This window comes from Streptomyces sp. LZ34 (genome assembly GCF_053890475.1).
In genome coordinates, this window is record NZ_CM132680.1 from 7,603,520 (window position 1) to 7,619,627 (window position 16,108).

Consider the following 16,108-nt stretch of genomic DNA (forward strand, 5'->3'; position numbering starts at 1 on the left):
AATAAGCTGGGCAGCACGGGCCCGCGATGGCGGCCGCCCTGACCGCGGAGATCCCGCTGACTTCGGACCTGGAGCAGGTGTGCAGTACTACGATTCGATGATTGAGCTGGTCGGCAACACCCCGCTGGTAAAGCTCAACAGCGTCACCGAGGGCATCCGGGCGACCGTCCTGGCCAAGGTCGAATACTTCAACCCCGGCGGCTCGGTGAAGGACCGCATCGCCGTACGGATGATCGAGGCGGCCGAGCGCTCCGGGGCGCTGCAGCCGGGCGGCACGATCGTCGAGCCGACCTCCGGCAACACCGGTGTCGGCCTGGCGATGGTCGCCCAGCGCAAGGGCTACAAGTGCATCTTCGTGTGCCCCGACAAGGTGTCCACCGACAAGATCAATGTGCTGCGGGCGTACGGCGCCGAGGTCGTGGTCTGCCCGACGGCCGTGGACCCCGAGCACCCCGACTCGTACTACAACGTCTCGGACCGCCTGGTGCGCGAGACCCCGGGCGCCTGGAAGCCGGACCAGTACAGCAACCCCGACAACCCGCGCTCGCACTACGAGACGACCGGCCCCGAGCTGTGGGAGCAGACGGAGGGGAAGATCACCCACTTCGTGGCGGGCGTCGGCACCGGCGGCACGATCAGCGGCACCGGCCGCTACCTCAAGGAGGCCGGCGAGGGCCGGGTCCAGGTCATCGGCGCCGACCCCGAGGGCTCGGTGTACTCCGGCGGCACCGGCCGCCCGTATCTGATCGAGGGCGTCGGCGAGGACTTCTGGCCGACGGCCTACGACCGGACCGTCGCCGACCGGATCGTCGCGGTCTCCGACAAGGACGCCTTCCAGATGACGCGGCGGCTCGCCCGCGAGGAGGGGCTGCTGGTCGGCGGCTCGTGCGGGATGGCCGTGGTCGCGGCGCTGCGGGTCGCCGAGGAGCTCGGCCCCGACGATGTGGTGGTCGTCCTGCTCCCCGACAGCGGCCGCGGCTATCTCTCCAAGATCTTCAACGACGAGTGGATGGCGGACTACGGCTTCCTGGAGGAGGAGGGCCCGGCGGTGCGCGTCGGCGACGTGCTCCAGGGCAAGGAGGGCGGGCTGCCCTCGCTCGTCCATATGCACCCGGACGAGACGGTCGGTCAGGCGATCGAGGTGCTGCGGGAGTACGGCGTCTCGCAGATGCCCATCGTCAAGCCGGGCGCCGGGCACCCGGATGTGATGGCCGCCGAGGTCATCGGCTCGGTGGTGGAACGCGAGCTGCTGGACGCGCTGTTCGCGCAGCGCGCCGCGCTGAGCGACTCGCTGGAGAAGCACATGAGCCCGCCGCTGCCGCACGTCGGTTCGGGCGAGCCGGTCGAGGACCTCATGGCGGTGCTGGGCGGGGCGGACGCGGCCATCGTGCTGGTGGAGGGGAAGCCGACCGGGGTGGTGAGCCGGCAGGACCTGCTGGCCTACCTCGCCAAGGGCGCGCAGGGCACCACCCAGCGCTAGCCGCACCGGGCGCAACTCCCGCCGCGCAAAAGGTCGTACGCCCTTCCGGTAAGTGGTACGTGGGTGTCACGCGCCCGCAGCACGGGCTTAACACAGCTCCGGCAGATTAGTGGGTGTCGGAACGGATGACACCGACACCCCAAGTGCGGCGACACGGACCTCCGGAGCGGCTCCCGGACCTCCACGGTCGCCCGGACGCGACGGCCCGGCCCAGTGCCGGCCCGCGTCCCTGGCGGGGACCGCCGTCGTCCCGCCCTCGGTGCTCGCACCGGGGTGCGGCGGTCCCCCCTAATCTTTCTCCTGCTACTCGCCGTGCGACGCGCGCGCCTCGCGGCGGCGGCGCAGCCAGGAGAACGCCCCGGCCCCGTGCACCGCGTTGACCGCGAAGATGCCGGCCCAGGTGACCAGCAGCCCGCTCAGACCCGCGTTGACCACGGCGACCGTGCAGAGCGGGATGGCCAGCACGAGCGAGACCGTGACGAAGGCGAAGCGCTCGCCGAACCCGCCCCCGAGCCCGAGCCCCTGGCCCTCCCCGGGCCGGCCCGCCGGGTGGGGGCGCGCACCGCGCGCGGCGGCCATCTGCTGCTCCGCCAGCTGCCGCCGCACCTGGCGGTCCGCGGTGTCGTGGAACCGCTGCTCGACCTTCTCCATGAAGGAGTCGACCAACTCCGTCTCGTACTCCGCCCCCAGCTCCTTGCGCGTCTGGAGGGTCGCGTCGAGTTCGCGCTTCAGATCGGCGTCCCGGCTGTCCATGCTCCGACGGTACGGTCACAGGGACGCATTGTCGGTAGGGCTAGCCCCCCGAATCGCCTGGGGGGACAGGTACCCGTACCCCGGGGCCCGCCGTGGCCGCTGTGGCCCGCTGTGGAAGGAGCCAGTCCGTGTCCGCACCTCTGCTTACGTCCCTCGCCGAGCCGGGAGGCGACCGCCCCGACGCGCTCACCGTGGGCGGCCGTGCCTGCTCCCGCGAGGAACTGCTCGGCGCCGCGGGCGCGGTCGCGGCCCGGATCGCCGGGGCGCCGGTCGTCGCCGTGCGGGCGAGCCCGACGGCGGAGACGGTGACGGCCGTGGTGGGCGCGCTGCTCGCAGGGGTGCCCGTGGTGCCCGTGCCGCCGGACTCCGGGCCCGCGGAACGGGACCACATCCTCCGGGACTCCAAGGCCGCGCTGCTGCTGACGGGCGCGGGGGAGGGCGCCGGGCCCGCCGCCCCCGTCGAGACCGTCCCGGTGGACCTGGCCGAGCGCGCGGCGTGGAGCGGGCCCGAGCCGGACCCGGAGTCGACGGCGTTCGTCCTCTACACCTCCGGCACCACCGGCGCGCCCAAGGGCGCCCTGATCTCCCGGCGCGCGGTCGCCGCCGACCTGGACGCGCTGGCCGGGGCCTGGGCCTGGACGGCGGAGGACACGCTGGTCCACGGCCTGCCGCTGTTCCATGTGCACGGGCTGGTGCTCGGCGTGCTGGGCGCGCTGCGCGTGGGCAGCCGCCTGGTGCACACCGGCCGGCCGACCCCCGCGGCGTACGCGGCGGAAGGCGGCAGCCTGTACTTCGGCGTGCCGACGGTCTGGCACCGGGTCGTCCAGGACCCGGACGCGGCCCGCGCCCTGTCCGCCGCCCGGCTGCTGGTCTCCGGGAGCGCGCCCCTGCCCGCCCCCGTCTTCCGTGACCTGGAGTCGCTCACCGGCCACCGGCCCGTCGAGCGCTACGGCATGACCGAGACGCTGATCACCCTCAGCACCCGCGCGGACGGCGAACGCCGCCCGGGCTATGTCGGCACCCCGCTGTCCGGTATCCGCACCCGGATCGCGGCAGAGGAGGGCGCGGAGATCGGCGAGCTCCAGCTCACCGGCCCGACCCTCTTCGACGGGTACCTGGGCCGCCCCGAGGCGACCACGGGCTCGTACACCGAGGACGGCTGGTTCCGCACCGGCGACATCGCCGCCATCGAACCCGACGGCTTCCACCGCATCGTCGGCCGCGCCTCCACCGATCTGATCAAGTCCGGTGGCTACCGCATCGGCGCGGGCGAGGTCGAGAACGCGCTGCTGGACCACCCGGCGGTCCGCGAGGCGGCGGTCGTCGGCGCTCCGCACGAGGACCTGGGCCAGCAGATCGTGGCGTATGTGGTCGCCGACGGAGTGAGCGAGGCGGAGCTCATCGACTTCGTGGCCGGACAGCTCTCCGTCCACAAGCGCCCCCGCAAGGTCCGCTTCCTGGAGGCGCTGCCGCGCAACGCTATGGGGAAGCCCCAGAAGAAGCTGCTGCCCCCGGCCTGACCTGAGAGTTCAGGGGCGGGGTGAGGGCAGCGCGGCCCGGGCGGGGCCGCCCTGCCCTTCGGGGCGGTGCTAACGCTTGGCGAGGCCGTTCCGCTCGACCCAGTCCGCCGCCACCTCGTCCGGGTCCTTCTTCTCCACGTCGACCAGCTTGTTCAGCTTGGCCAGCTCCGGCGTGGTGAGCGCGCCGCCCAGCCGGGCCAGGGCCCTGCGGACCTTGGCGTCGGCCTTGGCGCTGCGGATGACGGGGACGATGTGCTGGGCGGGGATGAGCCGCTTGGGGTCGGCGAGCATGACCCAGCCGTTGGCCTGGATGTCGGGGTCGGTGCTGAAGAGGTTGGCGACGTCGACGTCGCCCTTCTTCAGGGCGCCTTTGACCAGCGGGCCGGAGGCGTCCAGGGACTTGAACTCCTTGAAGGTGGTGCCGTAGACGTCCTTCAGGCCGATCAGGCCGACGACGCGCTTCTTGTCCTCCGCCGGGCCGCCGAAGACCAGCTTGCCGTCGAGCCTGTGGAGGTCGGCGAGGCTGCGCAGCCCGTGCCGGTCGGCCGTCTCCTTGGTGACGGCGAAGACGTCCTTGTCCTCGGCGGCGGCGTAGGGGAGGGCTTCCAGGGCGCTGGGGAGGGCGACGGCCAGGGCGTTCTGGAGGTCGCCGGCCTCCGTCTGCTTCGCGGTGTCGTCGAAGTGCAGGAGCAGGTTGCCCTGGTATTCGGGGAGCAGGTCGATGTCGCCCTGCTGGAGGGCGGGGATGACGATCTCGCGGGAGCCGAGGTTGGGGCGGACGCTCGCCTTGACGCCGGCGCCGCGCAGCGCCTCGGCGTAGAGGTAGCCGAGGATCTGGTTCTCGGTGAAGTTGGCGGTGCCGACGACCAGGCCGCCCGCGCTGCTGCCGCCGCCGGAGCCACCGCCGCCGGAGCCTCCGTCGAGCGAGGTGACGCCGCCGCAGGCGGCGAGGGCGGGGAGGGCGGCGGCGCCGAGGAGGCCGCCGAGCAGGGCCCTGCGGGTGGGGCGGGGAGTGCGGGATGCCTGGGAGTTCCGGGGGTTCAGGGGGGTCATGCGGGACTACTCCTCAGTGCGAGTGGGCGTGCGAGGGCGCGGGGCGGTGGCGGAACAGCAGGCGCTGCACTCCGGCCAGCACCAGGTCCAGGGCGATGGCCAGCACGGCGACCAGCACCGCCCCGCCCAGCACCTGCACCAGGTCGCGCTGGGCGAGCCCGTCGAAGACGTACCGGCCGAGCCCGCCGAAGCTGACGTACGCGGCGATGGTGGCGGTCGCCACCACCTGCACGGCGGCCAGCCGCAGCCCGGTCATGATCAGGGGGAGCGCGAGGGGGAGCTCGATCTGCAGCAGGACCTGGTGGGCCCGCATGCCCTGGCCGCGCGCGGCGTCCTTGACCTCGGGGTCGACGGCGGCCATGCCCGCGTAGGTGTTGGTGACGATGACCGGGACCGCGAGGGCGACCAGCGAGATGTACACCGGCCACATGCTCAGCCCGCTGGCCAGGAAGACCAGCGTGACCAGGCCGACCGTCGGCAGCGCGCGCCCGAAGCCGGCGAGGTTGATGGCGAGGAAGGCGCCGCGGCCGGTGTGGCCGATGAGCAGGCCGACGGGGAGGGCGATGAGGGTGGCGACGAGGGTGGCCAGGAGCGAGTACTGGAGGTGTTCCAGGAGGCGTGTGGCGATGCCCTCGGGCCCGGACCACTGGGCGCCGCTGGTGAGCCAGTGGGCGAGGTTCTTCAGCAGCTCGATCATGTCAGGCACGCCTCCTCAGCCACGGGGTGCACAGCCACTGGACGGTCACCAGTACGGCGTCGGCGGCCAGCGCGAGCAGCAGGGACAGGGCGACTCCGGCGACGACGGGGGTGGGGTAGTTGCGCTGGAAGCCGTCGGTGAAGAGCTGGCCGAGGCCGCCGTATCCGATGTAGCTGGCCACGCTGACCAGCGAGATCGCCATGACGGTGGCGACCCGGACGCCCGCCATGATCACCGGGAAGGCGAGCGGCAGCTCGACGGTGAGCAGGGTCCGCAGCGGGCGGGTGCCCATCGCCTTGGACGCCTCGCGGACCTTGGTGGGGACGCTGTCCAGGCCCTCGACGGTGTTCCGGAGCAGCACGACCAGCGTGTAGATGGTCAGGCCGGTGATCGCGGTGGTGCGGGTGAGGCCGGTGACCGGGAGCAGCAGCACGAAGACCGCGATGGACGGGATGGTGAACAGGATGTTGGACAGCCCCAGCAGCACCCCCCGCAGCGGCCGTACGCGGTGGGCGAGCACGGCGAGCGGCAGGGCGATCAGCAGCCCGAAGAGCACGGAGGGGACCGCGGTGGACAGATGGTCGAGGGTGAGCCGGACGAGGTCGTCGCGGTGGTCGGGGAACCAGCCCCAGTCGATGGTCATGCCGTCACGCCCGCGGTGGCGTCCTGGGCGTCGGGGTCCTGGGCGTCGGGGTCCTGGGGTGTGGCGGTGCCGTCCGCGGGCGTGGCGGCCCGTGCCGCTGCGGCGTGGCGCCGCCTCGCGTGCTCATGGATCCGCTCGCGGTCGGTCACGCCGGTGAGGACGCCGTCGGCGTCCACGCGGGCGACCAGCCCGGCGGGGGAGGCTATCGACTCGTCGAGGGCGGTCAGCAGGGAGTCGCCGTCCCGCAGCGGGCGCACCGGCAGCAGCGGGGCCCGGTCGCCCTGCGGGCCCTCGGCGTCCCGCCAGCCCAGCGGCTCGCCGCGCTCGGAGGTCACCAGCAGCCAGCGCCCGCCGGCCGTGTCTTTGTCCAGCCCCGTCCCGGCGGTGCGGGCCGGGCGCTGCGGTACGTCGGCGAGCGTGGAGAGCGAGAGCAGCTTCAGGCCGCGCTCGGCGCCGAGGAAGCCCGCGACGAAGTCGTCGGCGGGGTCGGCCAGCAGCTCGGCGGGCTTGGCGCACTGCACGAGATGGCCGCCGGTGCGGAAGACCGCGATCCGGTCGCCGAGCCGCACCGCCTCGTCGATGTCGTGGGTGACGAAGACCACAGTCTTGCGCAGTTCGCTCTGTAGGCGCAGCAGCTCGTTCTGGAGCTGGGTCCGTACGACCGGGTCGACCGCGCCGAACGGCTCGTCCATCAGCAGCACCGGTGGGTCGGCGGCCAGGGCGCGGGCGACGCCGACGCGCTGCTGCTGGCCGCCGGAGAGCTGGTGCGGGTAGCGCTTGCCGGCTTCGGCGGTCAGGCCCACCAGCTCCAGCAGCTCGGCGGCGCGCGCCCGTGCCTTGCGGCGGCCCCAGCCGAGCAGCAGCGGGACCGTGGCGATGTTGTCGAGCACCGTGCGGTGCGGGAACAGCCCGGCCTGCTGGATGACGTAGCCGATGCCGCGCCGCAGCTCGGCGGCGTCGGCCTGGCGTACGTCACGGCCGCCGACGCTGATCGTGCCGCTGCTCGGCTCGACCATCCGGTTGACCATCCGGAGGGTGGTGGTCTTGCCGCAGCCGGAGGAGCCCACGAGGACGGTGATGTCGCCCTCGGGGAGTTCCAGATCGAGGTTGTCGACGGCAGTGGTGCCGTTCGGATAGTGCTTGCTGACTCGCTTGAAGCTGATCATCCGCTTCCCCTTGCCCTGTCTGCATATAGTCATGCACAGTCATAGGCGAGTGAATAGAAGTCAAGAGTTTGGTGTTAATCGACGGTTACTTCTGCTCACAATGCGGGACGGAAGGTAGGTCTCCGTCCGATTAGGGTGCGGATGGAAGGGGCTTCTCTGGATGTTGTCTCAGATTCTGGACTCCGCGGGTACTGTCGGCGACGCCGCGCCGCGGATCGTGCTGGACGGGCGGACCCTGCGCGTGGCCGACGTCGTACGGCTCGCCGACCGCACGGGCCGGCCCGCCGCGCCCGACCCGGAAGCCCTCGCCCGCGCCGAGCGCGCCTGGGAGACCGCGAGCCGGCTGGCCGCCTCCGGGCGCGTCTACGGCCGCAGCACCGGCGTCGGCGCCAACCGCACCGAGGACGTCGGGGCCGCCGACCAGGACCACGGCCTGCGCCTGCTGCGCAGCCACGCCGGAGCCATCGGCGCGCCGCTGCCCGCCCGCGAGGTTCGCGCCATGCTCGCCGTGCGCGCCAACCAGCTCCTCGCGGGCGGCGCCGGGCTGCGCCCCGCCGTCGTCACCGCCCTCGTCGACGCCCTGGACAGCGGCGCCCACCCGGTCGTCAACGAATACGGCGCGGTCGGCACCGGCGACCTCGCCGCGCTCGCCCAGACCGGCCTCGCGCTCGTCGGCGAACACCCCTGGGACCTCACCGACGCCGCCCCGGGCGGCCACGCCCCGGCGCCGATCGAGCTCGACAGCAACGACGCCCTCGCCCTCATCAGCAGCAACGCCCTCACCCTCGGCCAGTCGGCGCTCGCCCTCGCCGAGCTGCACCGACTGCTGGCCGCCTCGCTCACCGTCGCCGCGCTCTCGCTGATCGCGGTCGGCGGCTCGCTGGAGGCCTACGCCCAGCCCGTGCACGAGGCGCGCCCGCACCCCGGCTCCATCGAGGCGGCCGCCCGCATGCGCGCCCTGCTCGGCGCCCCGGCCCGCCCGACGCCGCCGCTCGGCCGGATCCAGGACCCGTACGGCTTCCGCTGCCTGCCACAGATCCACGGCCCGGCGCTGGACGCCGCCGACGCGCTGGGGCGGGTGCTGACCGTCGAGTTCAACGCCGCCGCCGAGAACCCGCTGATCTGCCCCGACGACGAGGCCGCCTACCACCACGGCAACTTCTACGCCGCGCACACCGCCCTCGCCCTCGACCACTTCCGGCTCGCCGCCCTCCAGACCGCCCGCCTGTCCACCGCCCGGCTCGCCGCGCTCTCCGAGCCGGACTTCACCCGGCTGCGCCCCTTCCTCGGCGACACCGCGCCCGCGAGCTCGGGCGTGATGATCCTGGAGTACGCGGCGGGGGCGGCCCTCGGCGAGATGCGGGCCGTCTCCCACCCCGCCTCCCTCGGCCACGCCGTGCTCTCGCGCGGCGTCGAGGAACAGGCCAGCTTCGCCTCGCTCGCCGCCCGGCAGACTCTGCGCGTGGTCGACAACTACCGGCAGGTGCTGGGCTGCGAACTGGTCGCGGCCATACGGGCGCTGCGCCAGCGCGGGCTGGAACCGGACCCCGGACTGCCGGTCGGCGCGGCCTACGCGTTGGCGGAGAAGGCGCTCGATCCGAGGATGGAGGACCGGCCGCTGACGCAGGATGTGGCGGTGGCCGCGGGCCTGCTGGACGGGCTGGCGGACATGAGCGCCATGAGCGCGGAGAGTTGAACATCGGGGAGTGGGCCCGGGAGGGCCGAGAGGGGCAGGAGAAAGCGATGAGTACGGACACGGGGGCGTCGGCGGAGGCGGGGGCTCGGCTGGTCGGCACGGCCGGGGCGGCCGGGGCGGTTGGCGCGGTTGGCGCGGCCGGGGCGGCCGGGGCAGGTGACACGGGGAGCGGCGCCGCGCGGCTTCAGCAGCTCTTCGAGGGCCACCGCCTGACGCCGACCCAGCGGCGCATCGCCCACTGCATGGTGCGGCGGGCGGCCGACGCGCCGTTCCTGTCGAGCGTCGAACTCGCCGAGCTGGCCGGCGTCAGCCAGCCGTCGGTGACCCGCTTCGCGGTCGCGCTCGGCTTCGACGGCTACCCGGCGCTGCGCAGGCATCTGCGGGAGGTCGCCCCCGCCGCCGCCGAGCGGTCGGCGGGCGAGGACGCGTACAACGAGTACCAGCAGGCGGTGCAGTCGGAGATCGACAACCTGCGCCATCTGGCGTCCCTGCTCGCCGACCCGGCTCCGGTCGCACGGGCCGGGAGGCTGCTCGCCGAGTCCCGGCCGCTGCCGGTCCTCGGGCTGCGCGCGGCCTCCGCCCAGGCGGGCGGCTTCGCGTACTTCGCGCGCAAGGTCCACCCGGACGTACGCCTGCTGGACGAGGGCGGCACCATGCTCACCGACCGCGTCGACGCCGCCGTGCACGCGGGCGCGACCGCCCTGCTGTGCTTCGCCCTGCCGCGCCATCCGCGCGAGGTCGTCGAGGGCCTGGAGTACGCCCGGTCCGCCGGGCTGACCGTGGTCACGGTCGCCGACAGCGCCTTCGCCCCGGTGGCCCGCCACAGCGATCTGCTGCTGCCCGCGGCGGTGGGCACCGGTCTCGCCTTCGACACGGCGTGCGCGCCGATGCTGCTGGGGCGGGTGCTGCTGGAGGCGATGTGCGACGCGCTGCCGGACGCGCAGGCGCGGCTGGAGGAGTTCGACGCGAAGGCCGCGGAACGGGGGCTGTTCGTGGAATGAGCGCGTCTCAGGGAATTCTCACCACCACTGACTAGAGTCCCTTGCCGAACGGATGTATGTACGGCTTGTGTGAGCCGAAATTCGGTGACGAGGAGGAGGTCTGTCGTGGGGCGCGGGGCGTATGCGCTGGCGCGGGTGGCCGTGGTCGTGCGGGCACCGGCGGGGTGGCTGTGGTGGCTGGGCCTGCTGGCCGCGGGCGTCGGGGTGTCGGTGCCGGGGCTGACAGGGTTGACGGGGCGCCGGATCGGAGTGCTGGCCGGGGCGGCGCTGTTCCTGATCGCGGCGGCCGTGGCCTTCTCGGTGCGCCGGGGGCGGTATCTGGAGCTGGCGCGCGGTGCCTCGCGCGCGGGCAAGTCGGTGTTCCTCCAGGACCGCGCCGTGACCGTACGGGCCAGGCGGCGGGCGCTGCGCTGGTGGCTGCTGCTGGTGTTCCTGGCCGCGGTGGGGTCGTCGTTCGCCGTGCCCGCGGCCGTCGGGATGCTGCTGGCGGGGATCGGCGCCGGTCTGTGGGCCAAGGCGCTGTGGCTGGGCCGCTGGGAGCGGGCCAACGACGTGCTGCTGTGGGTGCGCGCGGAGTGGGTGGCCCGCGGCAGGCCGGCGGCCAAGGGCGTCAGCGCCTACCAGACGACCGGGATCGTCGCCGGGGACGCGGGGCCGGGCGGGACCAGGCGGGGCCGCGCGGAGGCCGCGGCGGCGCGCTGACGTGCGGCTGTTCCTCTGCGTACGAAGGGCCGTGCCGTGTACGGGAGAGGTATGACGCAGATAGCTGATCCTCAGTCCTTCGACCGGTTCGCCCTCGACTACGACCGCTTCGTGAGCCTGCTCCCGGGGCAGAACACCGCCTGGGTGCTCGGACTGGGCCTGAAGGGCAAGCGTGCTCTGGATGCCGGCTGCGGTTCGGGGCACGCGGTCGAGGCCCTGGCGGACAGCTTCGAGGAGGTTGTCGGCCTGGACCTGAGTGGCCCCCTGATCGAGATCGCCAAGGCCAAGAGGGCACGGTCCAATGTGCGCTACGTGGTGGAGGATCTCTTCGGGCTGGCAGACGAAGGCGGCTTCGACCTGGTCTACAGCCACACGATGCTGCACCACCTGGAGGACTACCGCGCGGGTTTGGAGCATTTGAAGAGCCTCGTGCGGCCTGGCGGCACCGTCGCGCTGATCGACAACGTGTGTGATCTGTATCCAACGCCGCCGCGTAAGGCGTACACCTGGCCTGCGGTGTGGGGCTTCCCCGGTGAGATCCGACGCGTGGGGCTTCGTGACGGATGGTTCCAGCTGCGTTTCTGGCACAGCCGACCGTGGCTGGCCCATCTGCTCAGCGACCGCTACCTGTCGCGCGAGCAGTTCCGCGAGCTCTACGGGAGTGTCTTTCCCGGGGCCCGGTTCGATGACCTCGGCTTTGCCCTGGCGATGGCCTGGACGGCTCCGTCGAGCGGGAGCGAGGTCCAGTGACGCGGTTGTCGGCCGCGATCCTCAATCGCCGGACGGCCCGGAAACCGGGCCGTCCGGCGATCGTGGACTATGCGGAACGGGCGGGGGTTGGGAAGAAACCCCCGGACGGTCACCGGGGGATGTAGGCCGGAGTGAACTCGACCGGCAGGGCGGCCACGCCCCGCATCCAGACGGACGGCCGCCACTCGATCTCATCGGCGGGGAGCGACAGCACCACATCAGGGATCCGGTCGAGGAGCACCTCGATGGCCGCCTTGGTGATGATCTCGGCCAACTCCGGCGCCGGCTCCGGGCAGCGGTGCTCACCGTGACTGAAGGACAGATGGGCCTGGTTGCCGGCGGAGTTGGCGGCGAAGTCCGGCCGTACCTGCGGGTCGGTGTTCGCGGCGGCCAGGCCCAAGATGACGCAGTCGCCCTTCTTGATCTGCTGCCCGCCGAGCGTGGTGTCCTGGGATGCCCAGCGCCCGATGAAGTTCTGGGTCGGAGTGTCCTCCCACAGCACCTCGGTGAGCGCCTGGCTGACGCTGCGGCGCCCGCCGGAGATCGTGACGGCGAACCGGTCGTCGGTCAGCATCAGCCGCAGGGTGTTGCCGATCCAGTTGGACGTGGGCTGCTGACCGGCGGCCATGATCGAGATCATGTCCTGGGCGATCTCTTCGTCGCTGAGCCGGGCCGGGTGAGCCGCCATCCGCGAGGGCACGTCCGCCTTGGGCGCACGGCGGCTGCGCTCCACCAACTCCGCCATCTTGGCGGCTATTCGGCCGTACGCCGCGACAGCTCCTTCGCCGTCGTCCAGTGAGGCGGTCATGTCCCGCTCCAGGTCGGCCGTCTCGGAGGGTTCAAGGCCGCAGATCCGGGCCACCACGCGCAGCGGGACCTGGCTCGCGTACTCGGTCATCAGCTCGGCCCGGCCGCTGCCCGCGAAGGCGTCGATCAGCTCGTCGGCGACCTGCTCGCTGTGCGCGCGCAGCTCGAACTGGTCCGTTGCCGACAGGGCTTCGCTGATCGCCCCCGAGCGCCGCTGGTGCTCCGCGCCCTCGGTGAACAGCACGGACGGCTGATAGCCGACGAACGGCAGCAGCGGCCAGTCGTCCGGGATCCGGTCCCAGGCGTGCCAGCGGCGAGAATCGCGGGCGAACAGCTCGGGGTTGGTGGTGACGCGGTGCACCTCGCGGTAGCCGAGGACCAGCCAGGCGGGGATGTCGCCGTCGAGCAGGACCGGGGCGACCGGCCCGTGTTCCCGCCGCAACTGTCCGTACAGCTCGGCCGGATCGGCCTGGAACCGCAGGGCGTGCATGCGTACGACGCCGGGGTTGTGGGCGGGGCAGCCCACGGGGGGCGAGGGGACCTGGGGATGATTCATGCGGTGTGCTCCTGAGCGGGCGGCACGTTTGCCGACGCGTCGAAGGAACCCCGCATCGCTCGAACGATCGACCGGCTCACCGTGCACGGGGCTGGCATAGGGCCGCCCGACCATGCGGAACCTTGGGTTCCATATCGCGGACGACCTGGGCAGAAGGCTAACAGCCACCCCTCGTGGAAAGGGAAGTTGTTACCGTCCACGCCCGTGCTGATCCGCACCGCGGGGAGATACCGCGGGGAGATGCGGGGGAGCAGTCAAAGCCCCGACAGCGCATCCGCGTGTTCGCCGCCGCTCTCGGCGACGATCTCGTCGAGGGACTGCGGCGAGCGTACGGGGGCGAAGCGAACGTGGCCTTTCCTGCCGCCGCTGCCGCCGCCGTCGACCGAGAAGCCGTAGATCCCGGGGCGGGGCAGGCTGTTGTACGCGAAGTGGTTGGAGAAGTAGTACGCGCCCGTGTCGAGCAGCGCGACCAGGTCGCCCGCCTTCAGCGCGGGCAGCGGCCGGTTCACGGCGATCAGGTCACCCGCGAAGCAGCACGGCCCGGCGACGTCCTGGGCGACCGGACCGTCCGGCCCGGTCGGCTTGGCCACGCCCTCCCAGTCGTAGGCCACGACCCGCAGCGGCCATGACTCCGGGGCGAACACGGTGCGCATGGCCACCTGGGCGCCCGCGTGGGTGATGGCGATCGGCCGGCCGCCGGCCGACTTGGCGTACTCCACGCGCGCCAGCACCGTGCCGGACTTGGCGATCAGCGACCGCCCGAACTCGGTGACCAGCCCGTACCGGCCGTCGAACAGCCCGGGGACGGTGTCGAGCAGCAGCCGGGCGTAGTCGCGGTAGCCGGGGGTGATCTCGTCGGAGCCGAAGTTGACGGGCAGCCCGCCGCCGATGTCGAGCGTGTCGATCTGCTGTCGGCCGACGGCCCGGTTGATCTCCTCGGCGAGCTCGTACGTGGCCCGTACGCCCGCCGCCATCAGCTCCAGCGGGCAGCCCTGCGAGCCCACGTGCGCGTGCAGCCGGGTCAGCCAGGGCCGTTTGGTGAACGCGTTCACAACCCACTCGCGCGCCCCCGGGTCCAGCAGCGCCACCCCGAACTTCGAGGTCGCGGTGGCGGTGCTGAGCGCTCCGATGCTGCCGCCGCCCACCTGCGGATTGACCCGCAGCCCGAGCGGGCCGGGCGGCAGTGTGGGCCCGGGGCCGTTCTGCGGCCATACGAGCGCGTGGAGGCGCGCCAGCTCCTGCGGGTTGTCGGCGTTGACCGCGATGCCGAGCTCGATGGCCTCGCGCAGCTCGGCGGTGGTCTTGGCGGGCGCGTCGAGCACGATGTGCTCGGGCCGGACCCCCGCGGCCCGGGCCAGGGCCAGCTCGCCGGGGCTGGCCACCTCGCAGCCGATCCCCTCGTCGGCCAGCAGCCGCAGCACGGGGACCAGCGAGGCGGCCTTGACGGCGAAGGTGTGCAGCACGGGGGTGCCGGGCGCGACGACCTCGTCGAAGGCGGCCCGCAGCTCGGCCGCGGCCGCCCGGATGCCGGCCACGTCCAGCAGCCCGACGACGGGCTGATCGGCCCCGATCAGCCCCTGCTCCACGGCGGCCCGCACCGCCCGCTCCCGCCGGGCGACCGTCCGCGCCGCCGTCCCTGCCCTCGTTGCCATCGGCTTCGATGTCATGTCACCAGCCAACCACCGAGTCCCGGCCGGCGACCAGCTCCAGCCGGGACGGTCAAAGGAGAACGCGCTTCCCTGCGATGAAGTCAGGGATATCGGGAACGGGGAGAACACGGACGCCGTCCGCTCCCCCCACCAGTACATCGCGGTAGGCGACGAGATCGCGGGGGTCTGACGTCACTATGACCGCCTCTGGGTGCCTCGCGGCGATGACGACGGCCAGCGCATCCACCGCGTCAGGCCGCTTCTCCACGGGCAGCGCCGCCATGGCCAGCAGCTGACCGGCGCGCTTGGCGTCTTCCTGTACGTGCCCGGCTTGGCAGACACCGCATCCCCAGGTCTCGGTGGTGCGGGCGCCGAAAACGACGCACTGCGGGATGACGCGACTCAGCGGTGTCCAGCGGCCGGGACGCCACCCTTGGGCGAGGACAGGAAGGGGCACGACCGGGGGATGATCGCGCTCGGTGAGCACGGCATGGAGAACGTGGGCGGCCTTGTCCTGCCGCTCCAGCGCGATGAGCATGCCGGTGTCGTAGACGAAGACGGCCGTGCTCACGCCGCTTCCTGTGTAGACGGCGCGAGGGCCCGCGCGATTCCGGCGCGCGCGGCGGCCAGATCAGCCTCGCCAATCACCGGATCGGCGGTTGCCGGGGCCGGCATGGCTTCCGTGGCCGAGATCGCGGCGTCCACCTCGGCGAAGCGCCGGGCGACAAGGTCGTCCTCCGCCATCTGTCTGCGCAGAGCCGCTGTGATGTAGGTCGAGACGTCAAGCCCCATCGCCTCGGCGTGCTCCTTCACCGAGGCGCGGACATCCGGGTCCATGCTGATGCTGAAGCGTTCCTTGGCGGCCATACGAGACACCGTAGCACGGTGTGTTACGGGGCGGGGTGCCGAAGGTGAACGGCTCACAACTCCACCAGGACGGCCCCGACACGGCGGCCCTCGACCAGCTCGCACAGCGCGCGCGGCGACTGCTCGACGCCCCGCAGCCGGGCGTGCGGATAAGTCATCGTGCCCTCGCTCAGCGCGCGGCCGAATTCGCGCTCGTACTCCGGGTACGCGTCCATGCGGTCGAAGGCCGCGATGCCGCGCAGTGTGATCCCCCGTGCAATGAGGGCGAAGGTGCTGATCCGGGTGGTGGCCAGGGCGTCGCCGGTCAGCTGCGCGGCCAGCGCGCCGACGAGTATTCCAGCTCCGGTCAGGTTGCCGTTCGCGGCACCATGCGCGTCGGCTGCGGCTACCTGCGCCTACAGCAATCGCAAAGGTGACGCTCACGTCGTAAGTTACCGACACAAGCTGTAAGCGGTCGATGCGGCTAAATGGCAAGGAGATGCACATTCCGCGCACGCTGCTGGAGGATACCTCCTGGGTGCGGCACGCCGGACTGCAATCGTATAGCAACCCGGATTCTGTACGGGTTCAGTATTTTACAAGAACAGACCCTCTCATTTAGTGCGCGCACGAGGGTCGTAATGGAATGTTCCCAGCAGAACGATCTTGGGTTGCCTGGCCCTAATCGTGCTGTGGCACCTCATGCTCAGCTCAAGACGAACGGGTGCCTGGACAACACGGCGCAGCGGCAGGGATTGGAGTACTGCCGCGCGGGTGGCAACAGTGGTA

16 protein-coding genes are annotated in these 16,108 nt (G+C 72.3%); 6 read left to right on the plus strand and 10 right to left on the minus strand.

The genetic code is table 11. The annotated features are described in order from the left end of the window. Positions 1-79 precede the first annotated feature (79 nt). Positions 80-1,480: a cystathionine beta-synthase gene (locus ACWY4P_RS31705; protein ID WP_456203894.1), complete on the plus strand. Its 1,401-nt coding sequence runs from the start codon at positions 80-82 to the stop codon at positions 1,478-1,480. A gap of 303 nt (positions 1,481-1,783) precedes the next feature. Here ACWY4P_RS31705 and ACWY4P_RS31710 read toward each other — a convergent pair whose 3' ends face one another. Then, positions 1,784-2,233 carry a hypothetical protein gene (locus ACWY4P_RS31710; protein WP_456203895.1) on the minus strand — a complete coding sequence of 150 codons (450 nt, stop codon included), beginning with the start codon at positions 2,231-2,233 and terminating at the stop codon, positions 1,784-1,786. 128 nt (positions 2,234-2,361) lie between these two features. On the opposite strand from ACWY4P_RS31710, the gene ACWY4P_RS31715 reads away from it, so the two are divergent. Beyond that, a complete protein-coding gene (locus ACWY4P_RS31715; RefSeq protein ID WP_456203896.1) occupies positions 2,362-3,753 on the plus strand; it encodes an acyl-CoA synthetase in 1,392 nt (463 codons plus the stop codon). 69 nt (positions 3,754-3,822) lie between these two features. Here the strand turns inward: ACWY4P_RS31715 and ACWY4P_RS31720 are convergent, their stop codons facing one another. The 4 genes from ACWY4P_RS31720 to ACWY4P_RS31735 are packed head-to-tail and all read right to left on the minus strand — an operon-like array spanning position 3,823 to position 7,312. After that, positions 3,823-4,806: an ABC transporter substrate-binding protein gene (locus ACWY4P_RS31720; RefSeq protein WP_456203897.1), complete on the minus strand. Its 984-nt coding sequence runs from the start codon at positions 4,804-4,806 to the stop codon at positions 3,823-3,825. A gap of 13 nt (positions 4,807-4,819) precedes the next feature. Next, positions 4,820-5,503 carry an ABC transporter permease gene (locus tag ACWY4P_RS31725; protein WP_456203898.1) on the minus strand — a complete coding sequence of 228 codons (684 nt, stop codon included), beginning with the start codon at positions 5,501-5,503 and terminating at the stop codon, positions 4,820-4,822. A 1-nt stretch (position 5,504) separates the two neighbouring features. Then, positions 5,505-6,146 (minus strand): ABC transporter permease, encoded by a 642-nt coding sequence (locus tag ACWY4P_RS31730; protein WP_456203899.1) that lies wholly within the window; start codon positions 6,144-6,146, stop codon positions 5,505-5,507. Then, positions 6,143-7,312 carry an ABC transporter ATP-binding protein gene (locus tag ACWY4P_RS31735; protein ID WP_456203900.1) on the minus strand — a complete coding sequence of 390 codons (1,170 nt, stop codon included), beginning with the start codon at positions 7,310-7,312 and terminating at the stop codon, positions 6,143-6,145. The genes ACWY4P_RS31730 and ACWY4P_RS31735 overlap by 4 nt, the downstream gene beginning before the upstream one ends. A gap of 160 nt (positions 7,313-7,472) precedes the next feature. On the opposite strand from ACWY4P_RS31735, the gene ACWY4P_RS31740 reads away from it, so the two are divergent. The 4 genes from ACWY4P_RS31740 to ACWY4P_RS31755 all read left to right on the plus strand — a co-directional run bounded on the left by ACWY4P_RS31740 (position 7,473) and on the right by ACWY4P_RS31755 (position 11,461). Further along, positions 7,473-9,008, plus strand: coding sequence for an aromatic amino acid ammonia-lyase (locus ACWY4P_RS31740; protein WP_456203901.1), 1,536 nt, complete (start codon positions 7,473-7,475; stop codon positions 9,006-9,008). A 47-nt stretch (positions 9,009-9,055) separates the two neighbouring features. After that, positions 9,056-10,009, plus strand: a complete 954-nt coding sequence (locus ACWY4P_RS31745) for a MurR/RpiR family transcriptional regulator (protein WP_456203902.1) — start codon at positions 9,056-9,058, stop codon at positions 10,007-10,009. Positions 10,010-10,114: 105 nt separating this feature from the next. After that, positions 10,115-10,711 carry a hypothetical protein gene (locus ACWY4P_RS31750; protein ID WP_456203903.1) on the plus strand — a complete coding sequence of 199 codons (597 nt, stop codon included), beginning with the start codon at positions 10,115-10,117 and terminating at the stop codon, positions 10,709-10,711. A gap of 51 nt (positions 10,712-10,762) precedes the next feature. Beyond that, a complete protein-coding gene (locus tag ACWY4P_RS31755) occupies positions 10,763-11,461 on the plus strand; it encodes a class I SAM-dependent methyltransferase (protein WP_456203904.1) in 699 nt (232 codons plus the stop codon). Positions 11,462-11,570: 109 nt separating this feature from the next. Here the strand turns inward: ACWY4P_RS31755 and ACWY4P_RS31760 are convergent, their stop codons facing one another. The 5 genes from ACWY4P_RS31760 to ACWY4P_RS31780 form a co-directional block, all read right to left on the minus strand. After that, the gene (locus ACWY4P_RS31760; RefSeq protein WP_456203905.1) at positions 11,571-12,824 is read right to left on the minus strand and encodes a cytochrome P450; all 1,254 of its coding nucleotides are present in this window, start codon (positions 12,822-12,824) and stop codon (positions 11,571-11,573) included. 254 nt (positions 12,825-13,078) lie between these two features. Then, the gene (locus tag ACWY4P_RS31765; protein ID WP_456203906.1) at positions 13,079-14,476 is read right to left on the minus strand and encodes a diaminopimelate decarboxylase; all 1,398 of its coding nucleotides are present in this window, start codon (positions 14,474-14,476) and stop codon (positions 13,079-13,081) included. A 67-nt stretch (positions 14,477-14,543) separates the two neighbouring features. After that, the gene (locus tag ACWY4P_RS31770) at positions 14,544-15,044 is read right to left on the minus strand and encodes a hypothetical protein (protein ID WP_456203908.1); all 501 of its coding nucleotides are present in this window, start codon (positions 15,042-15,044) and stop codon (positions 14,544-14,546) included. Next, complete coding sequence (locus tag ACWY4P_RS31775; RefSeq protein WP_456203909.1) at positions 15,041-15,340, minus strand: hypothetical protein; 300 nt, start codon at positions 15,338-15,340, stop codon at positions 15,041-15,043. The genes ACWY4P_RS31770 and ACWY4P_RS31775 overlap by 4 nt, the downstream gene beginning before the upstream one ends. Positions 15,341-15,393: 53 nt before the next feature. Next, positions 15,394-15,555, minus strand: coding sequence for a hypothetical protein (locus ACWY4P_RS31780; protein WP_456203910.1), 162 nt, complete (start codon positions 15,553-15,555; stop codon positions 15,394-15,396). Between the last annotated feature and the right edge of the window lie 553 nt (positions 15,556-16,108).